This window comes from Variovorax sp. Root411 (assembly GCF_001425205.1).
Classification (GTDB): domain Bacteria; phylum Pseudomonadota; class Gammaproteobacteria; order Burkholderiales; family Burkholderiaceae_C; genus Variovorax.
The window spans coordinates 255,118-273,424 of record NZ_LMDW01000019.1 but is presented as its reverse complement, the minus strand read 5'-3'; the positions used below and the strand labels follow the sequence as shown (position 1 = coordinate 273,424).

At 64.8% G+C, this 18,307-nt stretch carries 14 protein-coding genes and 1 pseudogene; all 15 read right to left on the bottom strand.

The features are described from left to right. Positions 1–81: 81 nt before the first annotated feature. The 15 genes and pseudogenes from ASC92_RS24245 to ASC92_RS24175 all read right to left on the bottom strand — a co-directional run bounded on the left by ASC92_RS24245 (position 82) and on the right by ASC92_RS24175 (position 18,215). Positions 82–1,605 (bottom strand): SpoVR family protein, encoded by a 1,524-nt coding sequence (locus ASC92_RS24245; protein WP_056520831.1) that lies wholly within the window; start codon positions 1,603–1,605, stop codon positions 82–84. After that, positions 1,602–2,894 carry a YeaH/YhbH family protein gene (locus tag ASC92_RS24240; protein ID WP_056520829.1) on the bottom strand — a complete coding sequence of 431 codons (1,293 nt, stop codon included), beginning with the start codon at positions 2,892–2,894 and terminating at the stop codon, positions 1,602–1,604. The genes ASC92_RS24245 and ASC92_RS24240 overlap by 4 nt, the downstream gene beginning before the upstream one ends. 48 nt (positions 2,895–2,942) lie before the next feature. Then, positions 2,943–4,865 carry a PrkA family serine protein kinase gene (locus ASC92_RS24235; protein WP_056520827.1) on the bottom strand — a complete coding sequence of 641 codons (1,923 nt, stop codon included), beginning with the start codon at positions 4,863–4,865 and terminating at the stop codon, positions 2,943–2,945. A gap of 665 nt (positions 4,866–5,530) precedes the next feature. Further along, a complete protein-coding gene (dnaJ, locus tag ASC92_RS24230; protein WP_056520825.1) occupies positions 5,531–6,670 on the bottom strand; it encodes a molecular chaperone DnaJ in 1,140 nt (379 codons plus the stop codon). A 108-nt stretch (positions 6,671–6,778) separates the two neighbouring features. Next, positions 6,779–8,716, bottom strand: a complete 1,938-nt coding sequence (gene dnaK, locus ASC92_RS24225) for a molecular chaperone DnaK (RefSeq protein ID WP_056520823.1) — start codon at positions 8,714–8,716, stop codon at positions 6,779–6,781. A 121-nt stretch (positions 8,717–8,837) separates the two neighbouring features. Beyond that, on the bottom strand, positions 8,838–9,413 hold the full coding sequence (gene grpE, locus ASC92_RS24220; protein ID WP_082519701.1) for a nucleotide exchange factor GrpE: 576 nt from the start codon (positions 9,411–9,413) through the stop codon (positions 8,838–8,840). A 230-nt stretch (positions 9,414–9,643) separates the two neighbouring features. Continuing rightward, the gene (locus ASC92_RS24215; RefSeq protein WP_056520819.1) at positions 9,644–9,994 is read right to left on the bottom strand and encodes an FKBP-type peptidyl-prolyl cis-trans isomerase; all 351 of its coding nucleotides are present in this window, start codon (positions 9,992–9,994) and stop codon (positions 9,644–9,646) included. 207 nt (positions 9,995–10,201) lie between these two features. Then, positions 10,202–10,504, bottom strand: a pseudogene (locus tag ASC92_RS24210) (winged helix-turn-helix transcriptional regulator); the annotation flags it as partial. Positions 10,505–10,680: 176 nt separating this feature from the next. Further along, the gene (gene asd / locus ASC92_RS24205) at positions 10,681–11,532 is read right to left on the bottom strand and encodes an archaetidylserine decarboxylase (protein ID WP_056520987.1); all 852 of its coding nucleotides are present in this window, start codon (positions 11,530–11,532) and stop codon (positions 10,681–10,683) included. A gap of 93 nt (positions 11,533–11,625) precedes the next feature. Beyond that, a complete protein-coding gene (locus tag ASC92_RS24200) occupies positions 11,626–12,621 on the bottom strand; it encodes a Bug family tripartite tricarboxylate transporter substrate binding protein (RefSeq protein WP_056520817.1) in 996 nt (331 codons plus the stop codon). 35 nt (positions 12,622–12,656) lie between these two features. Beyond that, positions 12,657–13,724, bottom strand: coding sequence for a lactonase family protein (locus ASC92_RS24195; protein WP_056520815.1), 1,068 nt, complete (start codon positions 13,722–13,724; stop codon positions 12,657–12,659). A 9-nt stretch (positions 13,725–13,733) separates the two neighbouring features. Then, positions 13,734–14,711, bottom strand: coding sequence for a Bug family tripartite tricarboxylate transporter substrate binding protein (locus tag ASC92_RS24190; RefSeq protein WP_056520985.1), 978 nt, complete (start codon positions 14,709–14,711; stop codon positions 13,734–13,736). A 66-nt stretch (positions 14,712–14,777) separates the two neighbouring features. Beyond that, positions 14,778–16,358 (bottom strand): galactarate dehydratase, encoded by a 1,581-nt coding sequence (gene garD / locus ASC92_RS24185; protein WP_056520813.1) that lies wholly within the window; start codon positions 16,356–16,358, stop codon positions 14,778–14,780. Positions 16,359–16,377: 19 nt separating this feature from the next. Continuing rightward, positions 16,378–17,730, bottom strand: a complete 1,353-nt coding sequence (locus ASC92_RS24180; protein WP_056520811.1) for a TRAP transporter large permease — start codon at positions 17,728–17,730, stop codon at positions 16,378–16,380. Continuing rightward, a complete protein-coding gene (locus ASC92_RS24175; protein WP_056520810.1) occupies positions 17,721–18,215 on the bottom strand; it encodes a TRAP transporter small permease in 495 nt (164 codons plus the stop codon). The genes ASC92_RS24180 and ASC92_RS24175 overlap by 10 nt, the downstream gene beginning before the upstream one ends. Between the last annotated feature and the right edge of the window lie 92 nt (positions 18,216–18,307).

Here is an 18,307-nt window from a genome sequence, read left to right as displayed (position 1 = left end):
GCACAGACCACCGGGTACTCCCCTGCGCGAATGTCCCCCGTCGGCGTGATCGCGCCCCGAACGAACACCAATGCGCGATTGTCAGTAGAGCTGCTTGGGCGCAGTAGCCTTCCAACTGCGGCTGATACGCCCAGCGCTGTCGATGCTCTCCAGGTGCACGTCGAAACCCCAGAGCCGCGCGACGTGCTTCAGCACTTCTTCCGCGCCGTCGTGCAGAGGCAGGTTGTTGCGCTGTGTGTGGCGCAGCGTCAGCGAGCGGTCGCCGCGTGTGGCCACGCTCCACACCTGGATGTCGGGTTCGCGGCTGCTGATGTCGTACTGGCGTGAGAGCGATTCGCGCAATGCGTGGTAGCCGCTGTCGTCGTGGATGGCGGACACCTCGAGCTCGGCCTCGCTCTGGTAGTCGCGGATCGAGAACAGGCGGAAGTCGCGCATCGTCTTCGGGCTCAGGAACTGGCCGATGAAGCTCTCGTCCTTGAAGTTGCGCATCGCGTAGTCGAGCGTCTTGACCCAGTCGGTGCCCGCGAAGTCGGGGAACCAGCGGCGGTCTTCGTCGGTCGGCTTCTCGCACACGCGGCGCAGGTCGGTCATCATCGCGAAGCCGAGGGCATAGGGGTTGATGCCGCTGTAGGCGCGGTGGCCCACCGGCGGCTGGAAGATCACGCCCGTGTGCGAGCTGAGCCACTCCATCATGAAGCCGTCGGCCAGCTGGCCGCGGTCGTACATGGTGTTGAGCAGCGTGTAGTGCCAGAAGGTGGCCCAGCCTTCGTTCATGACCTGCGTCTGGCGCTGCGGGTAGAAGTACTGCGCGATCTTGCGCACGATGCGCACCACCTCGCGCTGCCACGGCTCGAGCAGTGCGGCATTCTTCTCGATGAAGTAGAGCAGGTTCTCCTGCGGCTCCGACGGAAAGCGCCGCGCCGCATCGGACTCGGCCGCCTGCTCGGCACGCCGGGGCAGCGTGCGCCAGAGGTCGTTCACCTGCTGCTGCATGTGGCGTTCGCGGTCGGCGCGCTGGATGCTTTCCTGCGCCAGCGAACGCTTCTGCGGACGGCGATAGCGGTCGACGCCGTAGTTCATCAGCGCATGGCAGGAGTCGAGCAGTTCTTCCACCGCATCGAGGCCGTGGCGTTCCTCGCATTCGGCGATGTAGTGCCGCGCGTAGACCAGGTAGTCGATGATGGACGAGGCGTCGGTCCACATCCGGAACAGGTAGTTGCCCTTGAAGAAGCTGTTGTGGCCGTAGGCCGCGTGCGCGATCACCAGGGCCTGCATGGCCATGGTGTTTTCTTCCATCAGGTAGGCGATGCACGGATCGGAGTTGATGACGATCTCGTAGGCCAGCCCCATGTGGCCGCGCTTGTAGTTCTTCTCGGTCGAGATGAACTGTTTGCCGTACGACCAGTGGCGGTAGATCATGGGCATGCCGACGCTGGCGTAGGCGTCCATCATCTGTTCGGCGGTGATGACTTCGAGCTGGTTCGGGTACACGTCGAGGCCGTAGCCCTTGGCGGTGAGGGCAATCTCGGTGTGGTAGGTCTCGATGAGTTCGAAGGTCCAGTCGGAAGGGCTGGGCAGGCGGTCGAGCGCTCGTTCGGTGATCATGATGCCACCCCTTCCTTCTTGAACAGGTCGCGGAACACAGGGTAGATGTCTTGCGCGTCCGACACCTTGCGCATCGCAAAGTTGGGTTCAACGCCTTCGAGCTGCTGGTATTCCTGCCACAGGTTCTGCTCGGTCTCGGCCACCTGGACGTAGGCGTAATAGCGCACCACGGGCAGGATGTCGTTGACCAGCAGCTCGCGGCAGCGGCCGCTGTCCTGGTGCCAGTTGTCGCCGTCGCTGGCCTGCGCGCCGTACACGTTCCACTCGCCGCTCGGATAGCGTGCCTTGATGATCTCGTCCATCAGCACCAGCGCGCTCGACACCACGGTGCCGCCGGTCTCTGTGGCGTGGAAGAATTCTTCTTCCGTCACCTCTTGCGCCTGCGTGTGATGGCGCAGGAACACGAGGTCGATGGTCTCGTAGTGCCGCGTCAGAAACATGTACAGCAGCATGAAGAAGCGCTTGGCCATGTCCTTGCGCGCCTCGTCCATCGAGCCCGACACGTCCATCAGGCAGAACATCACGGCCTTGGCGCTGGGCACGGGCGTCTTCACGCGGTTACGGTAGCGCAGGTCGATAGGGTCGATGTAGGGCACGTGCCGCATGGTGCGGCGCAGTTCGGCAATCTGCTCTTCGGTTTCTCGTATTTCCTTCTGGATGAACGCCTGGTCGGCCTGCGGGTGCTGCTTCAGGTGTTCCAGATGCGCTTCGAGGCGCTTGAGCTCCTTGCGAGGCTCGCCGCCCAGCGCGATGCGGCGCGCGAGCGCGCCGCGCATCGAGCGCACCACGTGCAGGTTGTTGGGCGAGCCGTCGCTCGTGAAGCCGGCCCGGTGGCTCTTCCACTCCGGCACGTCGGCGATCTGCGTGCGGATGAGATGCGGCAGCGCGAGGTCGTCGAAAAACACGCGCATGAACTCTTCGCGCGTCAGGCGGAAGACGAAGTCGTCTTCGCCCTCGCCGCTGTCGCTGGCCTCGCCGCTGCCCGAGCCGCCGCTGCCCCCGCCTTCGGGCCGCTTGATGCGGTCGCCCTTCAGGTACTCCTGGTTGCCCGGATGCACGTATTCGCGGTCGCCGCCGCGCGCGTGCCCGAACACCGGTTCGGACACGTCATGGCGCGGCAGGGTCACATCTTCACCTTGCTCCAGTTCGCGGATGTTGCGGCCGCTGACGGCGCGCCTCACCGCTTCCTGGATCTGCCCCTTGTAGCGCCGGAGGAAGCGCTCGCGGTTGCCAATGGACTTGTTCTTGCCCGATAGCCGGCGGTCGATGATCTGCTGCAGGATGGCCACGATGGTTTCAGAGCTCCTTGCAAAAAGAGGACGAATGAGGTTTCGTTGTTATGAACTCTTGCGCACCCGCAGGTACCACTCGCAGAGCAGGCGAACCTGCTTGGCCGTATAGCCCTTCTCGACCATGCGGGTCACGAAGTCCTCGTGCTTCTTCTGCTCGTCCGCGCTGCTCTTGGTGTTGAAGCTGATCACCGGCAGAAGCTCTTCGGTGTTGGAGAACATCTTCTTCTCGATCACCGCGCGCAGCTTTTCGTAGCTGGTCCACGCCGGGTTGCGCCCCGCGTTGCCGGCCCGCGCGCGCAGCACGAAGTTGACGATCTCGTTGCGGAAATCCTTCGGGTTGCCGATGCCTGCCGGCCGTTCGATCTTCTCGAGCTCGGCGTTGAGCGATGCACGGTCGAAGACTTCGCCGGTGTCCACGTCGCGGAACTCCTGGTCCTGGATCCAGTAGTCGGCGTAGGTCACGTAGCGGTCGAAGATGTTCTGGCCGTACTCGCTGTAGCTCTCGAGATAGGCGGTCTGAATCTCCTTGCCGATGAACTCCGCATAGCGCGGCGCCAGCAGCTCCTTGATGTAGCTGATGTACTTCTGCTCGACCTCCGGCGCGAACTGCTCGCGCTCGATCTGCTGTTCGAGCACATACATCAGGTGCACCGGGTTCGCGGCCACTTCGGAGCTGTCGAAGTTGAAGACCTTCGAGATGATCTTGAAGGCGAAGCGCGTGGAGACGCCGCTCATGCCTTCGTCGACGCCCGCGTAGTCGCGGTATTCCTGGATCGACTTGGCCTTGGGGTCGGTGTCCTTGAGGTTCTCGCCGTCGTACACCTGCATCTTGCTGAAGGTGCTGGAGTTCTCGGGCTCCTTCAGGCGCGTGAGCACCGAGAGCTGGGCCATCATGCGCAAGGTGCCGGGCGCGCAGGGCGCCTGGGCAAGCGACGAGTTGCGCACCAGCTTCTCGTAGATCTTGATTTCTTCGGAGGCGCGCAGGCAGTACGGCACCTTGACGATGTAGATGCGATCAAGGAAAGCCTCGTTGTTCTTGTTGTTGCGGAAGGCCTTCCACTCGCTCTCGTTGCTGTGCGCAAGCACGATGCCGTCGAACGGGATGGCGCCGAAGCCCTCCGTGCCCTTGAAGTTGCTTTCCTGTGTGGCGGTCAGCAGCGGGTGCAGCACCTTGATGGGCGCCTTGAACATTTCCACGAACTCGAGCAGGCCCTGGTTCGCAAGGCACAGGCCGCCGGAGTAGGCGTACGCGTCCGGATCGTCCTGGGCGTAGGTCTCGAGCTTGCGGATGTCGACCTTGCCGACCAGCGAGGAGATGTCCTGGTTGTTCTCGTCGCCCGGCTCGGTCTTGGCGACGGCGATCTGCCGCAGCACGGACGGGAAGCGCTTGACGACCTTGAACTGGCGGATGTCGCCGCGGTACTCCTCGAGCCGCTTGACGGCCCAGGGCGAGAGAATCCGGTTCAGGTAACGGCGGGGAATGCCGTATTCTTTTTCAAGGATCTCGCCGTCCTCGATCGAGTCGAAGAGGCCGAGCGGGGATTCGTTGACCGGCGAGCCGTGAATGGCGTAGAAGGGCACGTGCTCCATGAGCTGCTTCAGGCGCTCGGCGATCGAGCTCTTGCCGCCGCCCACCGGACCCAGCAGGTAAAGGATTTGCTTCTTTTCCTCCAGCCCCTGGGCGGCGTGGCGGAAATAGGACACCACCTGTTCTATGGCGTCTTCCATGCCGTAGAACTCCTTGAACGCCGGATAGATCTTGATGACCTTGTTCGCGAAGATGCGCGAAAGGCGAGGATCGTTGCGTGTGTCGACCAGCTCGGGATCGCCGATGGCCTTGAGCATGCGCTCCGACGCGGTGGCGTAGGCCGTGGGGTCGCGCTTGCAGATGTCCAGGTAATCCTGCAGCGAGATGACTTCCTCGCGGGTGCGCTCGTAGCGGGCGGCAAAATTGCTGATCACATCCATGGTCACGCCTCCATCAAGTCAGTGGGCTTTTGGCCCGATGGCTTGCAGCAAAGGCCTTGCGCACATTTAAAGGTGTGCCTGCCCATGGCTGCATGCCGCGGAAAACTCCCTTACAACAAACTGCTAACAATCAGCATAAAGCAAAGACTGAACCCGGCAAATCATTTGTAAATTCAGAACCACACTGCCAAGTAAAGTTCCACAAAAACAGAGGAACTACTTTTCGGATTTCAGTTAAATTCAAAGGCTCGCGTTCTTAATTCTCTCCGGGTGAAAACACCTATGCCGAATGGCCATCGTCCGTTTTTGCCTTTTCTCCGGGAAAGCATCGTCTATTGAGTCTCGGGGCTCAAAAAACAGACGTCTCCTGCAATAACGCGCGATCTGTCGTTTGGTTTATTGCACATCGAAAAAAAAATATAAAAGCAATCCCCGCGCCACTCTTTGATGGGCGCCTTGCGCGTGTTGACGTGGGAAAGATGCCTGGGTGCGGGTCGGCGCGTCCCGCGAAGGGGCGGGAACGCACCGTCGATGTACCTGCCGCGGGTCGCTGCGGCCCTTATGTACCAGCTTGCAGACCCAGCATTGCAAAGGGCCGCAGAGCGGCCCTTTGTGGAGTCAGGTGCATCCGCCGGAGGTGAAGTCTCCAGGGAAGCGGGTCCGGTTCAACTGAAGAATTCCTTCGCCTTGTCGAACCAGCCCTTGTCGGTCGGGCTGTGCTTGTCGCCCCCCTTCCTGAGCGATTCGTCGAGCTCCTTCAGCACCTTGCGCTGGTGCTCGGTGAGCTTCACCGGCGTCTCGACGCGCACGTGGCAGTACAGGTCGCCAGGGTAGCTCGAGTTCACGCCCTTGATGCCCTTGCCGCGCAGGCGGAACTGCTTGCCGCTTTGCGTGCCTTCGGGAATGTCAATGGCCGCCGCACCCTTGAGCGTAGGCACGTTGATCTCGCCGCCGAGCGCCGCCGTGGTCATGCTCACGGGCACCACGCAGTGGAGGTTGTCGCCGTCGCGCTCGAAGATCTCGTGCTTCTTGAGCCGGATCTCGATGTACAGGTCGCCCGGTGGGCCGCCGTTGACGCCGGGCTCGCCGCTGCCGGTCACGCGCATGCGCTGGCCGTCGTCGATGCCGGCGCGGATCTTCACTTCGAGCGTCTTGTTCCGCTTGATCTTGCCCTGGCCGTGGCATGCCGTGCAGGGCTCGGGAATGATCTTGCCGCTGCCGTGGCAGGTGGGGCAGGTCTGTTGCACGCTGAAGAAGCCCTGCCGCATCTGCACCGCGCCCGCGCCGTGGCAGGTCGTGCAGGTAATGGGCTTGGTACCGGGCTTGGCGCCCGAGCCGTGGCAGGTGTCGCATTCGTCCCAAGTGGGAATGCGGATCTCGGTGGTCTTGCCTTCGGCCGCCTCCTCGAGCGTGATCTCCATCGCGTAGCTCAGGTCGCTGCCGCGAAACACCTGGCGCCCGCTGCTGGTGCGGCCGCGGCCGCCGCCACCGAACACGTCCCCGAAGATGTCGCCGAAGGCTTCCGCGAAACCGCCGAAGCCTTCCGCGCCCGGTCCGCCGCGCATGTTGGGGTCGACGCCGGCATGGCCGTACTGGTCGTAGGCTGCGCGCTTCTGTCCGTCGGACAGCATTTCGTAGGCTTCCTTCACCTCCTTGAACTTGGCCTCGGCCTCCTTCGAGGTGTCGCCGTGGTTGCGGTCGGGGTGGTGCTTCATCGCGAGCTTGCGATAAGCCTTCTTGATTTCATCCTCGTTCGCGTTCTTGGGGACGCCGAGGGTTTCGTAGTAGTCGCGTTTGGTGGCCATGGCAGGTCGATCAGCGGATCAGGGGAGCAGCGGGAACTCGGGCAGCTTGAAGCGAGAAAGGCTGGAGCACCCTTGCAGGTGTTCCAGCCTTGGTCAATGGACTGAAGATCAGCCCTTCTTGACTTCCTTCACTTCGGCGTCGACCACGTTGTCGTCGGCCTGTGCGTGCGCAGCAGCTTCCGCGCCAGCCGGGCCCGAAGCGGCCGAGGCACCTGCGGCCGCCTGCGATTCGGCATACATCTTCTCGCCGAGCTTCTGGCTCGCGGTCATCAGCGTGTTGGTCTTTTCCTCGATCGCGGACTTGTCTTCACCCTTGAGGACTTCTTCCAGGTCCTTGATCGCGGTTTCGATCGCTTCCTTCTCGGCGGCTTCGAGGCTCGCACCATGTTCGCCCAGCGACTTCTTCACGCTGTGCACCATGGCCTCGCCCTGGTTGCGCGCCTGCACGATTTCGAGCTTCTTCTTGTCTTCGTCTGCGTTGAGCTCGGCGTCCTTCACCATCTTCTGGATCTCGTCTTCGCTCAGGCCCGAGTTCGCCTTGATGGTGATCTTGTTTTCCTTGCCGGTGCCCTTGTCCTTCGCGCCGACGTGCAGGATGCCGTTGGCGTCGATGTCGAAGCTCACCTCGATCTGCGGCGTGCCGCGCGATGCCGGCGGAATGCCCTCGAGGTTGAATTCGCCGAGCGCCTTGTTGCCCGAAGCGATTTCACGCTCGCCCTGGAACACCTTGATGGTCACGGCCGGCTGGTTGTCTTCGGCGGTCGAGAAGGTCTGCGCGAACTTCGTCGGGATCGTGGTGTTCTTCGTGATCATCTTGGTCATCACGCCGCCCATGGTCTCGATGCCCAGCGACAGCGGGGTCACGTCGAGCAGCAGCACGTCCTTGCGGTCACCCGAGAGCACCTGGCCCTGGATGGCGGCGCCGACGGCCACGGCTTCGTCGGGGTTCACGTCCTTGCGCGGCTCCTTGCCGAAGAAGGCCTTCACCTTTTCCTGCACCTTGGGCATGCGGGTCATGCCGCCGACCAGGATCACGTCGTTGATGTCGTTCACGCTGATGCCGGCGTCCTTGATGGCCAGGCGGCAAGGCGCGATGGTGCGCTCGACCAGCTCGTCGACCAGGCTCTCGAGCTTGGCGCGGGTGAGCTTGATGTTCAGGTGCTTCGGACCCGAGGCATCGGCCGTGATGTAGGGCAGGTTGATGTCGGTCTGCGCGCTGTTCGACAGTTCGATCTTGGCCTTTTCAGCGGCTTCCTTCAGGCGCTGCAGGGCGAGCACGTCCTTGCTGAGGTCGACGCCCTGGTCCTTTTTGAACTCGCCGATGATGTAGTCGATGATGCGCTGGTCGAAGTCTTCGCCGCCCAGGAAGGTGTCGCCATTGGTCGACAGCACTTCGAACTGCTTCTCGCCGTCGACGTCGGCGATCTCGATGATCGACACGTCGAAGGTGCCGCCGCCGAGGTCGTACACGGCGATCTTGCGATCGGCCTTGTCCTGCTTGTCGAGGCCGAAGGCCAGGGCCGCAGCGGTGGGTTCGTTGATGATGCGCTTCACGTCGAGGCCCGCGATGCGGCCGGCGTCTTTCGTGGCTTGGCGCTGGGCGTCGTTGAAGTAGGCCGGCACCGTGATCACGGCTTCGGTGATGGTTTCGCCGAGGTAGTCTTCGGCGGTCTTCTTCATCTTGCGCAGGATGTCGGCGCTGACCTGCTGCGGGGCGATCTTCTTGCCGCGCACTTCCACCCATGCGTCGCCGTTGTCGGCCTTGGCGATGGTGTAGGGCATCAGGTCGATGTCCTTCTGCACTTCCTTTTCCTCGAACTTGCGGCCGATCAGGCGCTTGATCGCGTACAGCGTGTTCTTGGGGTTGGTGACGGCCTGGCGCTTGGCCGAGGCACCGACCAGCACTTCACCGTCTTCCTGGTAAGCGACGATCGACGGCGTGGTGCGCGCACCTTCCGAGTTCTCGATCACACGCGTGGTGTTGCCTTCCATGATCGACACGCACGAGTTGGTGGTGCCGAGGTCGATGCCGATGATCTTTGCCATGTTCTTTACTCCTGAAAGCCTGAAAAATATGTTGTTATGAACTTGTGGATAACCCGTCGCGATTCAAGGTATGAAGCGGGGATTTCCTGTGGGAATCTTGTGTGTCGATGAACGCCGGCGGTTACTTCGGCGCGCTGACCGTGACCAGCGCCGGGCGCAGCACGCGCTCGTTGATGGTGTAGCCCTTCTGCAGCACGCTCACCACGGTGTTGGGTTCCTGCTCGGGAGCGGGCACCACCGAGATGGCCTGGTGCTGGTGCGGATCGAACTTGGTGCCGGGCGCGGGCGCCACTTCGATCACCTTGTTGCGTTCGAGCGCGCTCTTGAGCTGGCGCAGCGTGGCTTCGGCGCCTTCGCGGATCTGCTCGGGCGTGGCGTCCTTGATGGCCAGGCCGGCTTCGAGGCTGTCGGTTACCGGCAGCAGGCTCTCGGCGAAAGCCTCGACGGCGAACTTGCGCGCCTTGGTGATCTCGTCGTCGGCGCGGCGGCGGGCGTTCTGCACATCGGCCTGCGCGCGCAGGTACTGGTCGGCCAGTTCGGCATTCTTGGTCTGCAGGGCTGCGAGCTCGCCTTGTGCAACGGCCAGGGCGTCGAGCGCCTCGGCTTCATTGGCGGCTTGCGCTGCCTCCAGTTCTTCGGGGCTTGGCTCGCCTTGCAGCATTTGGGAATTCTGTGCGGATTGTTGCGGGTCAGACATTTTTCAAAGAACCGGCATGCGCCGGAAAACAAACGATAGCCAGCCACATGGGGCTGCTCTAAGGCTTTTCAAGCGTAAAAATGCGGCCGAAAGGGCCGTAATACGGGTCGCGAAGTGGTTTTCGCGAGGGACACCGAGGAACCGGCTTCGCCGGGCCTCAGGTGTCGCCCCCGGTAGGGGGGTTGGCGCAGCGGACACGAAGTGCCGCGCAGCCTGGGGGCGAGCCCTGGTCAGTGGGCGTCGAGCAGCTCGACGTCGAACTTCAGGGTGGCGTTCGGGGGAATCACGCCGCCGGCGCCACGGGCGCCGTAGCCCAGCGATGCGGGAATGATCAGCGTGCGCTTGCCGCCGATCTTCATGCCGGCGACGCCTTCGTCCCAGCCCTTGATGACCTGGCCGGCGCCCAGCGAGAACGCGAACGGGTCGTTGCGGTCGCGGCTGGAGTCGAACTTGGCGCCTTGCGCGCCGTCGTTGTAGAGCCAGCCGGTGTAGTGCACGTGCACGTGCTGGCCGGCCTTGGCTTCGGCGCCGGTGCCGACTTCGGTGTCTTCGTATTGCAGGCCGGAGGGGGTGGTGGGCATTGGAAACGCTCCTTGCGTCGATGTGAGATCAATGGATCGAAGGCGCGGAGTTTACCGAGGCCGGGCAGGGCGGCCTGTCGTCCTTCAGGTCTGGCTGGTGTCGTCGGAGGGCGGCGCGGGTGTGGGAGCAGGGGCTGCCACAGGGGCGGGAGCGGGTACGGCCGCTGGCGAAACCGCGGCGGTGGCTGGTGCGGCCGGGGCTGCTGCCTTCTTGAGCTGCCCCAGTTGCCACTTGCCGGCAAAGGCCTGCAGGTCGGACAGGCGCTTGAGCAGGTCCTGCCCGCTCAGCGTGAGGCTGTAGCCGTCGCTGCCGTGGCCGACGATGCCGGCCTCGCGCAGTTCCTTGATGCGAGTGTTGAGCGTGTTGGGAGTGATGCCGCCCACGCTGTCCTGCAGCAGCCGGAAGGTCTGCGCATGGCCATCGCGCAGGGCCCAGAGCACGCGCAATGCGTAACGGGCTTCGAGCAGGGCGAGCAACTGGCTGACGGCTGCGTTTTCCTTGGTACTCATCGACATCATCTCCTCGAAGCTGGGCGGGCCGTCGACCTTGGGGCAGGGCGATGCTTCGCGTTCTTGTGGTGGGTTACGGACCGTCTCGTTGGCCGGCGACTATAGCTCAAATGATGAGGATGCTACTAGTTTTATAGCTATAAAGGCATGCTGCATGCGGGCTGTGAGACAAAGCCTCACAAGTTGGCGTAGTCGGCCATGGCTTCGCCCAGCCGGATCGCGCGGCCTGGCGACCACGCCGGGTTGAAGGCCAGTGCAGGTGCCGGGAAGAGCATGACCACTGTAGAGCCGAGCAAGAAACGGCCCATCTCGTCGCCCTTGCGGATGTCGATCTGCCGGTCGTTGTAGCTCCACTCGCGCAGTTCGCCCACGCGCGGCGGATTGACCACGCCGTGCCACACCGTGGCCATGCTGCCGACGATGGTGGCGCCCACCAGCACCAGCACGAAGGGCCCGTGCGCCGATTCGAAGACGCATACCACGCGCTCGTTGCGCGCGAACAGGCCGGGCACGCCGCGCGCCGTGATCGGGTTCACCGAGAACAGGTCGCCCGGCACGTGGATCATGCGCACCAGCCGCCCGTCGCAGGGCATGTGGATGCGGTGGTAGTCCTTCGGGCTCAGGTACAGCGTGGCAAAGCTGCCGTGCGCGAACTTCGCGGCCAGCGCGGCGTCGCCGCCCACCAGCGCGGTGGTCGTGTAGTTGTGGCCCTTGGCCTGGAAGATCTGGTCGCCGTGGATCGCGCCGAACTGGCTGATCGCGCCGTCCACGGGGCAGACCAGGTCGGCCTGTGCGAGCGGCCGCGCGCCGGGCTTGAGCTCGCGCGTGAAGAACTGGTTGAAGCTCTTGTAGTGGTTGATGTCCGACTCGAGCGCCTCGCCCATGTCCACGCCGTACTTGGCCACGAAGCGCCGGATGATCCACGTCGTCACGGCGCCCCGTTCCTTGCCCGCGACCCAGCCGGCGAAATTGGTCAGTGCCTGTTTCGGAAACAGGTATTGGGGCAGTACAGCGGAGCGGTCGGACACGTGGGAGAAGCCTGGAATGCGGAATCGGAAGGGCATTCTATAAAGCGCTTCTCCCCGGGAGCGTAGGAAGCTTCCCTTGGTTCGGGCTCGCCGTCAGTCGGCCTTGATGCCCGCAGCCTTGATCACCTGCGCCCACTTCTCCACCTCGGCCTTCTGGAAGGCCGCGATCTGCGCGGTGCTCAGGTCGGCCGGCTCCATGCCGAAGCCCTTGAGCTTGTCCTGCATCTCGGGCGCGGCGAGGATCTTGCGGATCTCGGTGTGCAGCCGGTCGACCACCGGCGCCGGCGTGCCCGCGGGCACGAAGATCGCCTGCCATGACACGACCTCGAAGTCCTGCAGGCCAGGCACGCCCGATTCGGCCACCGTCGGCACGTCGGGCATCGAGGCCAGCCGCTTCGACGAGGTGACCGCAATCGCGCGCAGCTTGCCGCTCTGGATGTGCGGGCCGGCGACCACCGTGGTGTCGAACATCATGTCGACCTGTCCGCCGATCACGTCCTGGATCGCCGGGCCGCTCCCCTTGTACGGAATGTGCGTGAACTTCACGCCCGACTTGAAGGCCATCAGTTCCAGCGCCAGGTGCTGCGAGGTGCCCGTGCCGGCCGAGGCCGACGAGAGCCCGCCGGCCTTGGTCTTGCTGGCTGCGATCACGTCCTTCAGCGTCTTGTACGGGCTTGCCTGGTTCACCACCAGCACCACCGGGTTGGTGCCGATCAGCGTCACCGGCGCGAACGACTTCTGCGGGTCGTAGCCGAGCTTCGGATACAGGCTCACGTTGATTGCGTGCGAGCTGATCGTGCCGCCGACCAGCGTGAAGCCGTCGGGCGCCGCGCGCGAACCGACCTCCGAGCCCACGCTGCCGCCGGCGCCGCCCTTGTTGTCGATGATCACGCTCGTGCCCAGCACGGGGCCGAGCTTCTGCCCGATCAGGCGGGCCAGCACGTCGGTGGTGCCACCGGCGGGAAAGGGCACGAGGTAGGTGACGGCCTTGCCCGTCGGCCAGTTGCCGCCGCCCTGCGCGAAGGCGGCCGGAAGACCGGCGGCGAGAGAAGAGGCGAGGGCGGTGCGAATGAGTGTGCGGCGTTGCATGTGAATATCTCCTTGTGATGGGTGGCGCGGGGCCGTCAGGGCAGGTCGACGATCTCGATCCAGTTCGGGTTCTTGCCGACGTCCAGGTGCTGGGGCTTGCCCAGCGCGCCGGTGGCAGCGTCGATGGCATAGAGCGAGATGCCGTGTGACTCCTGTCCGGCGGCGATGAGGTAGCGCCCGCTGGAGTCGATGGCGAAGCCGCGCGGCACCTTCTCGGTCGGGGTCTGGCCCAGCGGCTGCAGCTGTCCGGTGGCCGCATCGACCTTGAACGCGGAAAGCGTGCTCGACGTGCGCTCCGACGCATACAGGTAGCGACCGTCGGGCGTCAGGTGCAGGTCGGCGGCCCAGGGCTTGCCGGTGAAGCCGGCGGGCAGCGTAGTCGTGCTCTGTTCGAGCTTGAGCGTGCCGCGCGCCGCGTCCCAGGCGAACACGTGCAGCGCCGCGTCGAGCTCGTCCAGCAGGTAGACGTGGCGCTGTGCCTTGTCCCAGATGAAGTGGCGCGGGCCCGACTTCGCGGACGTGGTCGTCAGCGGCGGATCGTTCGGCGACAGCAGGCCCTTCTCGGCATCGAAGCGCCAGCTCGACACGTTGTCGCCGCCGAGGCTGGTGGCCAGCACGAAGCGGTTGCTCGCGTCCGCGTGGATCGCGTGCGCGTTGGGCCCGGTCTGGACCAGTTGGTGGACGGCGCCCACCGTGCCGTCCTTGCCGATGCCATTGACCGTGATCTTGCCGCCCTGGTACGAGGCCGCGAAGAGCCACTTGCCGCTCGCGTCCAGGTCGATGTTGGCCATGCTGTCGGCCAGCGGCGCCTCGCCGAGCTTCTGCAGCTTGCCGGTGGCGCCGTCGATCGACAGCGCGGCCACGCGAAACGGCTGCGAGCGCAGCGCGGCGTACAGCACGCGCTTGTCGTGGCTCACCACCATCGGCATCACCGTGCCGCCGACGTTCAGCGTCTGCACCGGCTTGAGCGCGCCCTGGGCGCGGTCGAGCTCGAGCACGGAGATTTCCTGGCTGTCGGCGTTGGACACGTAGACCCAGGTGGCGGCCGAAGCCGGCCCAACGGCGGCCAGCCACAACAGCGATGCAATGGTTTTCTTTTTCATGGTTGCGGTTCAGGGTTTGATGTTGAGTTTGGTGATGAGCTGCTTGAAGTAGACGTTGTCCTTGGCCAGCGTCTCCTTGAACACGGCGCCATCGGTGTAGACGTAGCCCAGGTTCTGCTTGTCCATCACCTCGTGCATCAGCGGTTCGGCGGCGGTCTTCGCCGTCATCTCGCGCAGCTTCGCCATCACATCGGGCGGCGTGTTCTTCGGCGCGCCGAGGCCGCGCCAGGTGCCGATCGACAGGTCGATGCCGCGCTCCTTGGCGGTGGGCACCTTCTCGAAGCCCTTCACGCGCTTGTCGGCCATCACCATCAGCACCTTGAGCTTGCCGCCCTGCACGTGCGTGGTGACTTCGGCCGGGCTCACCGCCACGGCCTCGATGTGGCCGCCCAGCAGCGCCAGCACCGCGGGCGCTGCGCCCTGGAACGGGATGTGGCCGAACCTGGCGCCGGTCTTGTCCTCCAGCGCCGCGGCGGCAAGGTGCCAGATCGAGCCGTTGCCCGAGTTGCCCACGCGCACGCTCTCGGGCGACTTCTTCGCGGCCGCCAGGAACTCCTCGATGGTGTTCCACGGCGCGTCGGCCTTCACGGTGATGGCGGCCGGGTCGGCGTTGAGCTGCGCGATCGGCTGGAAGTCGTCGTAGTTGAACTTGGCCAAGCCCAGGTGCGGCAGCGTCAGCAGCTCGACCGTGAGCACCGCGAGCTTGTAGCCGTCGGGCTTGGCGTTGATCACTTCCGTCCAGCCGATGGCGCCGCCCGCGCCGGGGCGGTTGACGATCACGATGCTCTGCGAGATGTGCTTGCGGCTCGCCTCGGAAAAAGCGCGCGCCAGGCCATCGGTGCCGCCGCCGGGCTGGTAGGGCACCAGCAGCTCGATCGGACGGTTCGGAAAATCGGCCTGCGCTGCGGCCGGCGTGGCCAGTCCGAGCGAGAGCGCGGCCGAGGCCGAGAGGGCGGCGATGCCGCGGACAAACTGGGTTCTTCTCATGGTGTCTCCGTCTCCGTTGTTGATCTGGTCCCGCCCCTCGAGCAAGGCCTCCTCGTGCCCTGGGCGTCAGGTCACGGGGGCCGGATTGAACAGCACCAGCGCGTTGTGCAGCTTCCAGTGCTCGGCCCAGGTTTTCTTGCGGCCGCTGGCCACGTCGAGCATCAGCCGGAACAGCTCCCAGCCCACGTCCTCGATGCTGGCCTCGCCGTCGGCGATGCGGCCCGCGTTCACGTCCATCAGGTCGTGCCAGCGGCGCGCGAGGTCGCTGCGCGTGGCGACCTTGATCACCGGTACCTCGGCCAGCCCGTAGGGTGTGCCGCGGCCGGTGGTGAACACGTGCAGGTTGATGCCGGCCGCCAGCTGCAGCGTGCCGCAGATGAAGTCGCTGGCCGGCGTGGCGGTGTAGATCAGGCCCTTCTGCGCTGCCTTCTCGCCGGGCGCGAGCACGCCGCTGATCGGTGCCGAGCCCGACTTGACGATCGAGCCCATCGCCTTCTCGACGATGTTCGACAGCCCGCCCTTCTTGTTGCCCGGCGTGGTGTTGGCGCTGCGGTCGACGCGGCCCTTCTGCAGGTAGTCGTCGTACCAGGCCATCTCGCGGATCATGGCCTCGGCCACCTCGGGCGTGGACGCGCGCGAGGTGAGCTGGTCGATGCCGTCGCGCACCTCGGTCGTTTCCGAGAACATCACGGTGGCGCCCGCGCGCACCAGCAGGTCGGTGCAGAAGCCCACGGCGGGGTTGGCGGTGACGCCGGAGAAGGCGTCGCTGCCGCCGCACTGCACGCCCACCACCAGTTCGCTGGCGGGCACGGTTTCGCGCCTGCGCTTGTCGAGCCGTGCGAGGTGTTCGTCGGCCTGTCGCATGACCGAATCGATCATCGACATGAAGCCGACGTGTTCGTCGTCCTGCAGGCAGACCACGTCGAGCTCTGCGTCGCCAGGTGCCTCGCCGCGCTTGTCGACGATCGGAATGCTCCCCGGCGGCAGCAGCCGCTCGGGCTGCAGCTTCTCGCAGCCCAGGCTCACCACCATCACCTCGCCGCCGAAGTTCGGATTGAGGCTGATGTTGCGCAGCGTGCGGATCGGCACGATCGCGTCGGGCGCGTCGATGGCCACGCCGCAGCCGTAGCTGTGCTCCAGCGCCACCACGTCGTCGACGTTCGGATACTTGGGCAGCAGCTCGGCCTTGATGCGCTGCACCGCGAAATCGGTCACGCCGGCCACGCACTGCACCGTCTGCGTGATGGCCAGGATGTTGCGCGAGCCCACCGAACCGTCGGCGTTGCGGTAGCCCTCGAAGGTGTAGCCTTCCAGCGGCGGCAGGGCGGGCGGTTTGACCGTGGCGATGGGCAGGCCATCGAGCCCGGGCGCCACCGGCATGCGCATCACGCGCTCGTGCACCCAGCTGCCGCGCGGCAGCGCTTTCTGTGCATAGCCGATCACCACGTTGTAGCGGACGATGGCCGCGCCCTCGGCCAGGTCGGACAGGGCCACCTTGTGACCCTGGGGCACGTTGTCCACCAGCACCAGGCCGTCGGCGAACGCGGTGCCGGCCTTCAGGCCGCCGTCGTTCGCGACGATGGCCACGTTGTCGTTGGCGTGGATGCGGATGTAGAGCGGCGAGGCTCCGGAGGCGGGATTGCTCATCGTGAGGACCTTTTGTTGCTTACAGCACCTTGTGGCCGGTCAGCATCGTGGGCAGCCAGGTGGAGAAGGCCGGCACGTAGGTCACCAGGGTGATGGCGATGAAGATCGCCAGATAGTAGGGCCAGGCGGTTTTCGTCGCCTCCCCGATGGATATCTTCCCGATCGCGCAGCCGATGAACTGCACCGTGCCCACCGGCGGGTGCACCAGGCCCAGCGCGCAGTTCAGCAGCAGCATCATCCCGAACTGCACCGGGCCCACGCCCATCTGGATGGCCAGCGGCAGGAACAGCGGCGTCGTGATCAGGATGTGCGCCGCCATGTCCAGGAAGATGCCCAGGAAGATCTGGATGATGTTGATGTACAGCAGCATCAGCCAGGGACTGGAGGTGGCGGCCAGCAGCACCGTCTCGATGGCGTCAGGAATCTCCAGGTAGGCCATCTGGTAACGCAGCATGTTCGACACGCCGATCAGCAGCAGGATCACGCCGGTGGTCTTCGAGGCCTTGGCCAGCGACTTGAAGAGCTTCTCGCGCGACATCGTGCGGTAGGCCACCACCGTGAGCAGCAGCGAATACGTCACCGCGATGGCCGCCGCCTCGGTGGCCGTTGCCACGCCCTTCATCACGCACACCAGGATGATCACGATCACCATCAGGCCGGGAATCGCGGCCAGGAAGGTCTTGGCCACCATGCCCCAGCCGGGGAAGCGCTCGACCATCGTGCTGCCGTCGGTGCGCTTCGGGTAGCCGTGCTTGGCGGCCTGCCAGTAGGCGGCCACCAGCATGCACACCATGATCCAGAACACCGGGATCAGCCCCGCGAACATCAGGTCGCCAATGGACACGCCCTTGATGATGTGTCCGTCGATGGTGCCCACCGCGGCCTGCGCCGCGAAGGCGTAGATGATCATGTTGTGCGAGGTCGGCATCAGCGCGCCCGAGAGCGAGGCGTGCGTCGTCACGTTCACCGCGTAGGCCGCGCTGTAGCCCTCGCGCTTCATGATCGGGATCATCACGCCGCCCATGGCCGAGGTGTCTGCCACGGGCGATCCGGAGACGCCGCCGAACAGCGTCGACGCCACCACGTTGGCCAAGCCCAGGCCGCCCTTCCAGTGGCCGACGAGGCTGCGCGCGAAGGCGACGATTTTGTCGGCGATGCCGCCGTGCAGCATCAGCTCGCCCGAGAAGATGAAGAACGGAATGGCCAGGAACGAGAACACGTTCATGCCCGAAACCATCATCTGGATGGCGGTCTCGAACGGCAGGCCTTCGTAGGCAAAGGTGGCCAGGCAGCTCAGCCCGATGGCGAAGGCCACCGGCATGCCGAGCAGAAGGAAGAGCACGAAGCTCAGCGACAGCACTGTCAATGCCATGATGGAACGACCTTCCGGTCTGTGAACTGAGCCGCCAGGTGCTCGAGGGAGAAGAGGGTGATCAGCACCCCCGCAAAGAGAACCGGCACGTAGCGCACGGCCTCGGACATGCCCAGCGTGGGAATGGTCGATTCGCGCGTGGACACGGCCATCTCGGCGCCGCCCGCGAACAACGCGATGGCGAAGCCGATGGTCAGCACATAGACGAGCGCCTTGCACCAGAACTGCGCCTTGGGCGGCAGTGCCTTCACCAGCGAATCGAGTCCGATGTGGCCGGCGTCGCGCACGCCGGCGGAAGCGCCGAACATGGCGACCGAAATAACAAGCAGCAGCGCGACCTGCTCGACGTACGGCGGGGCGTCATTGAAGACATAGCGCAGCACCACGCCGTAGACGACGACTGCGAGCAGGCCGACAAGGCACACGCAGGCGATGTACATCGCCCAGCGCGACAGCCGTGCGTTCAAGTGGGTCAACAAGTGCATAGGGATTTCCTGCCTTGCTCCTTCCCCCTTTGGGGGAAGGCTGGGATGGGGGCGGCGCCCAACGAGCGCCATTTGGCGGCCGAGGCCGTCGT

What these genes read in the sequence shown, in the direction of transcription:
- ASC92_RS24190 (WP_056520985.1), bottom strand. Translation starts at nt 14,711, where the DNA reads ATGAGAAGAACCCAGTTTGTCCGCGGCATCGCCGCCCTCTCGGCCTCG.
- ASC92_RS24195 (WP_056520815.1), bottom strand. Translation starts at nt 13,724, where the DNA reads ATGAAAAAGAAAACCATTGCATCGCTGTTGTGGCTGGCCGCCGTTGGG.
- ASC92_RS24245 (WP_056520831.1), bottom strand. Translation starts at nt 1,605, where the DNA reads ATGATCACCGAACGAGCGCTCGACCGCCTGCCCAGCCCTTCCGACTGG.
- dnaK (WP_056520823.1), bottom strand. Translation starts at nt 8,716, where the DNA reads ATGGCAAAGATCATCGGCATCGACCTCGGCACCACCAACTCGTGCGTG.
- garD (WP_056520813.1), bottom strand. Translation starts at nt 16,358, where the DNA reads ATGAGCAATCCCGCCTCCGGAGCCTCGCCGCTCTACATCCGCATCCAC.
- ASC92_RS24200 (WP_056520817.1), bottom strand. Translation starts at nt 12,621, where the DNA reads ATGCAACGCCGCACACTCATTCGCACCGCCCTCGCCTCTTCTCTCGCC.
- ASC92_RS24175 (WP_056520810.1), bottom strand. Translation starts at nt 18,215, where the DNA reads ATGCACTTGTTGACCCACTTGAACGCACGGCTGTCGCGCTGGGCGATG.
- dnaJ (WP_056520825.1), bottom strand. Translation starts at nt 6,670, where the DNA reads ATGGCCACCAAACGCGACTACTACGAAACCCTCGGCGTCCCCAAGAAC.
- ASC92_RS24180 (WP_056520811.1), bottom strand. Translation starts at nt 17,730, where the DNA reads ATGGCATTGACAGTGCTGTCGCTGAGCTTCGTGCTCTTCCTTCTGCTC.
- grpE (WP_082519701.1), bottom strand. Translation starts at nt 9,413, where the DNA reads ATGTCTGACCCGCAACAATCCGCACAGAATTCCCAAATGCTGCAAGGC.
- ASC92_RS24235 (WP_056520827.1), bottom strand. Translation starts at nt 4,865, where the DNA reads ATGGATGTGATCAGCAATTTTGCCGCCCGCTACGAGCGCACCCGCGAG.
- ASC92_RS24215 (WP_056520819.1), bottom strand. Translation starts at nt 9,994, where the DNA reads ATGCCCACCACCCCCTCCGGCCTGCAATACGAAGACACCGAAGTCGGC.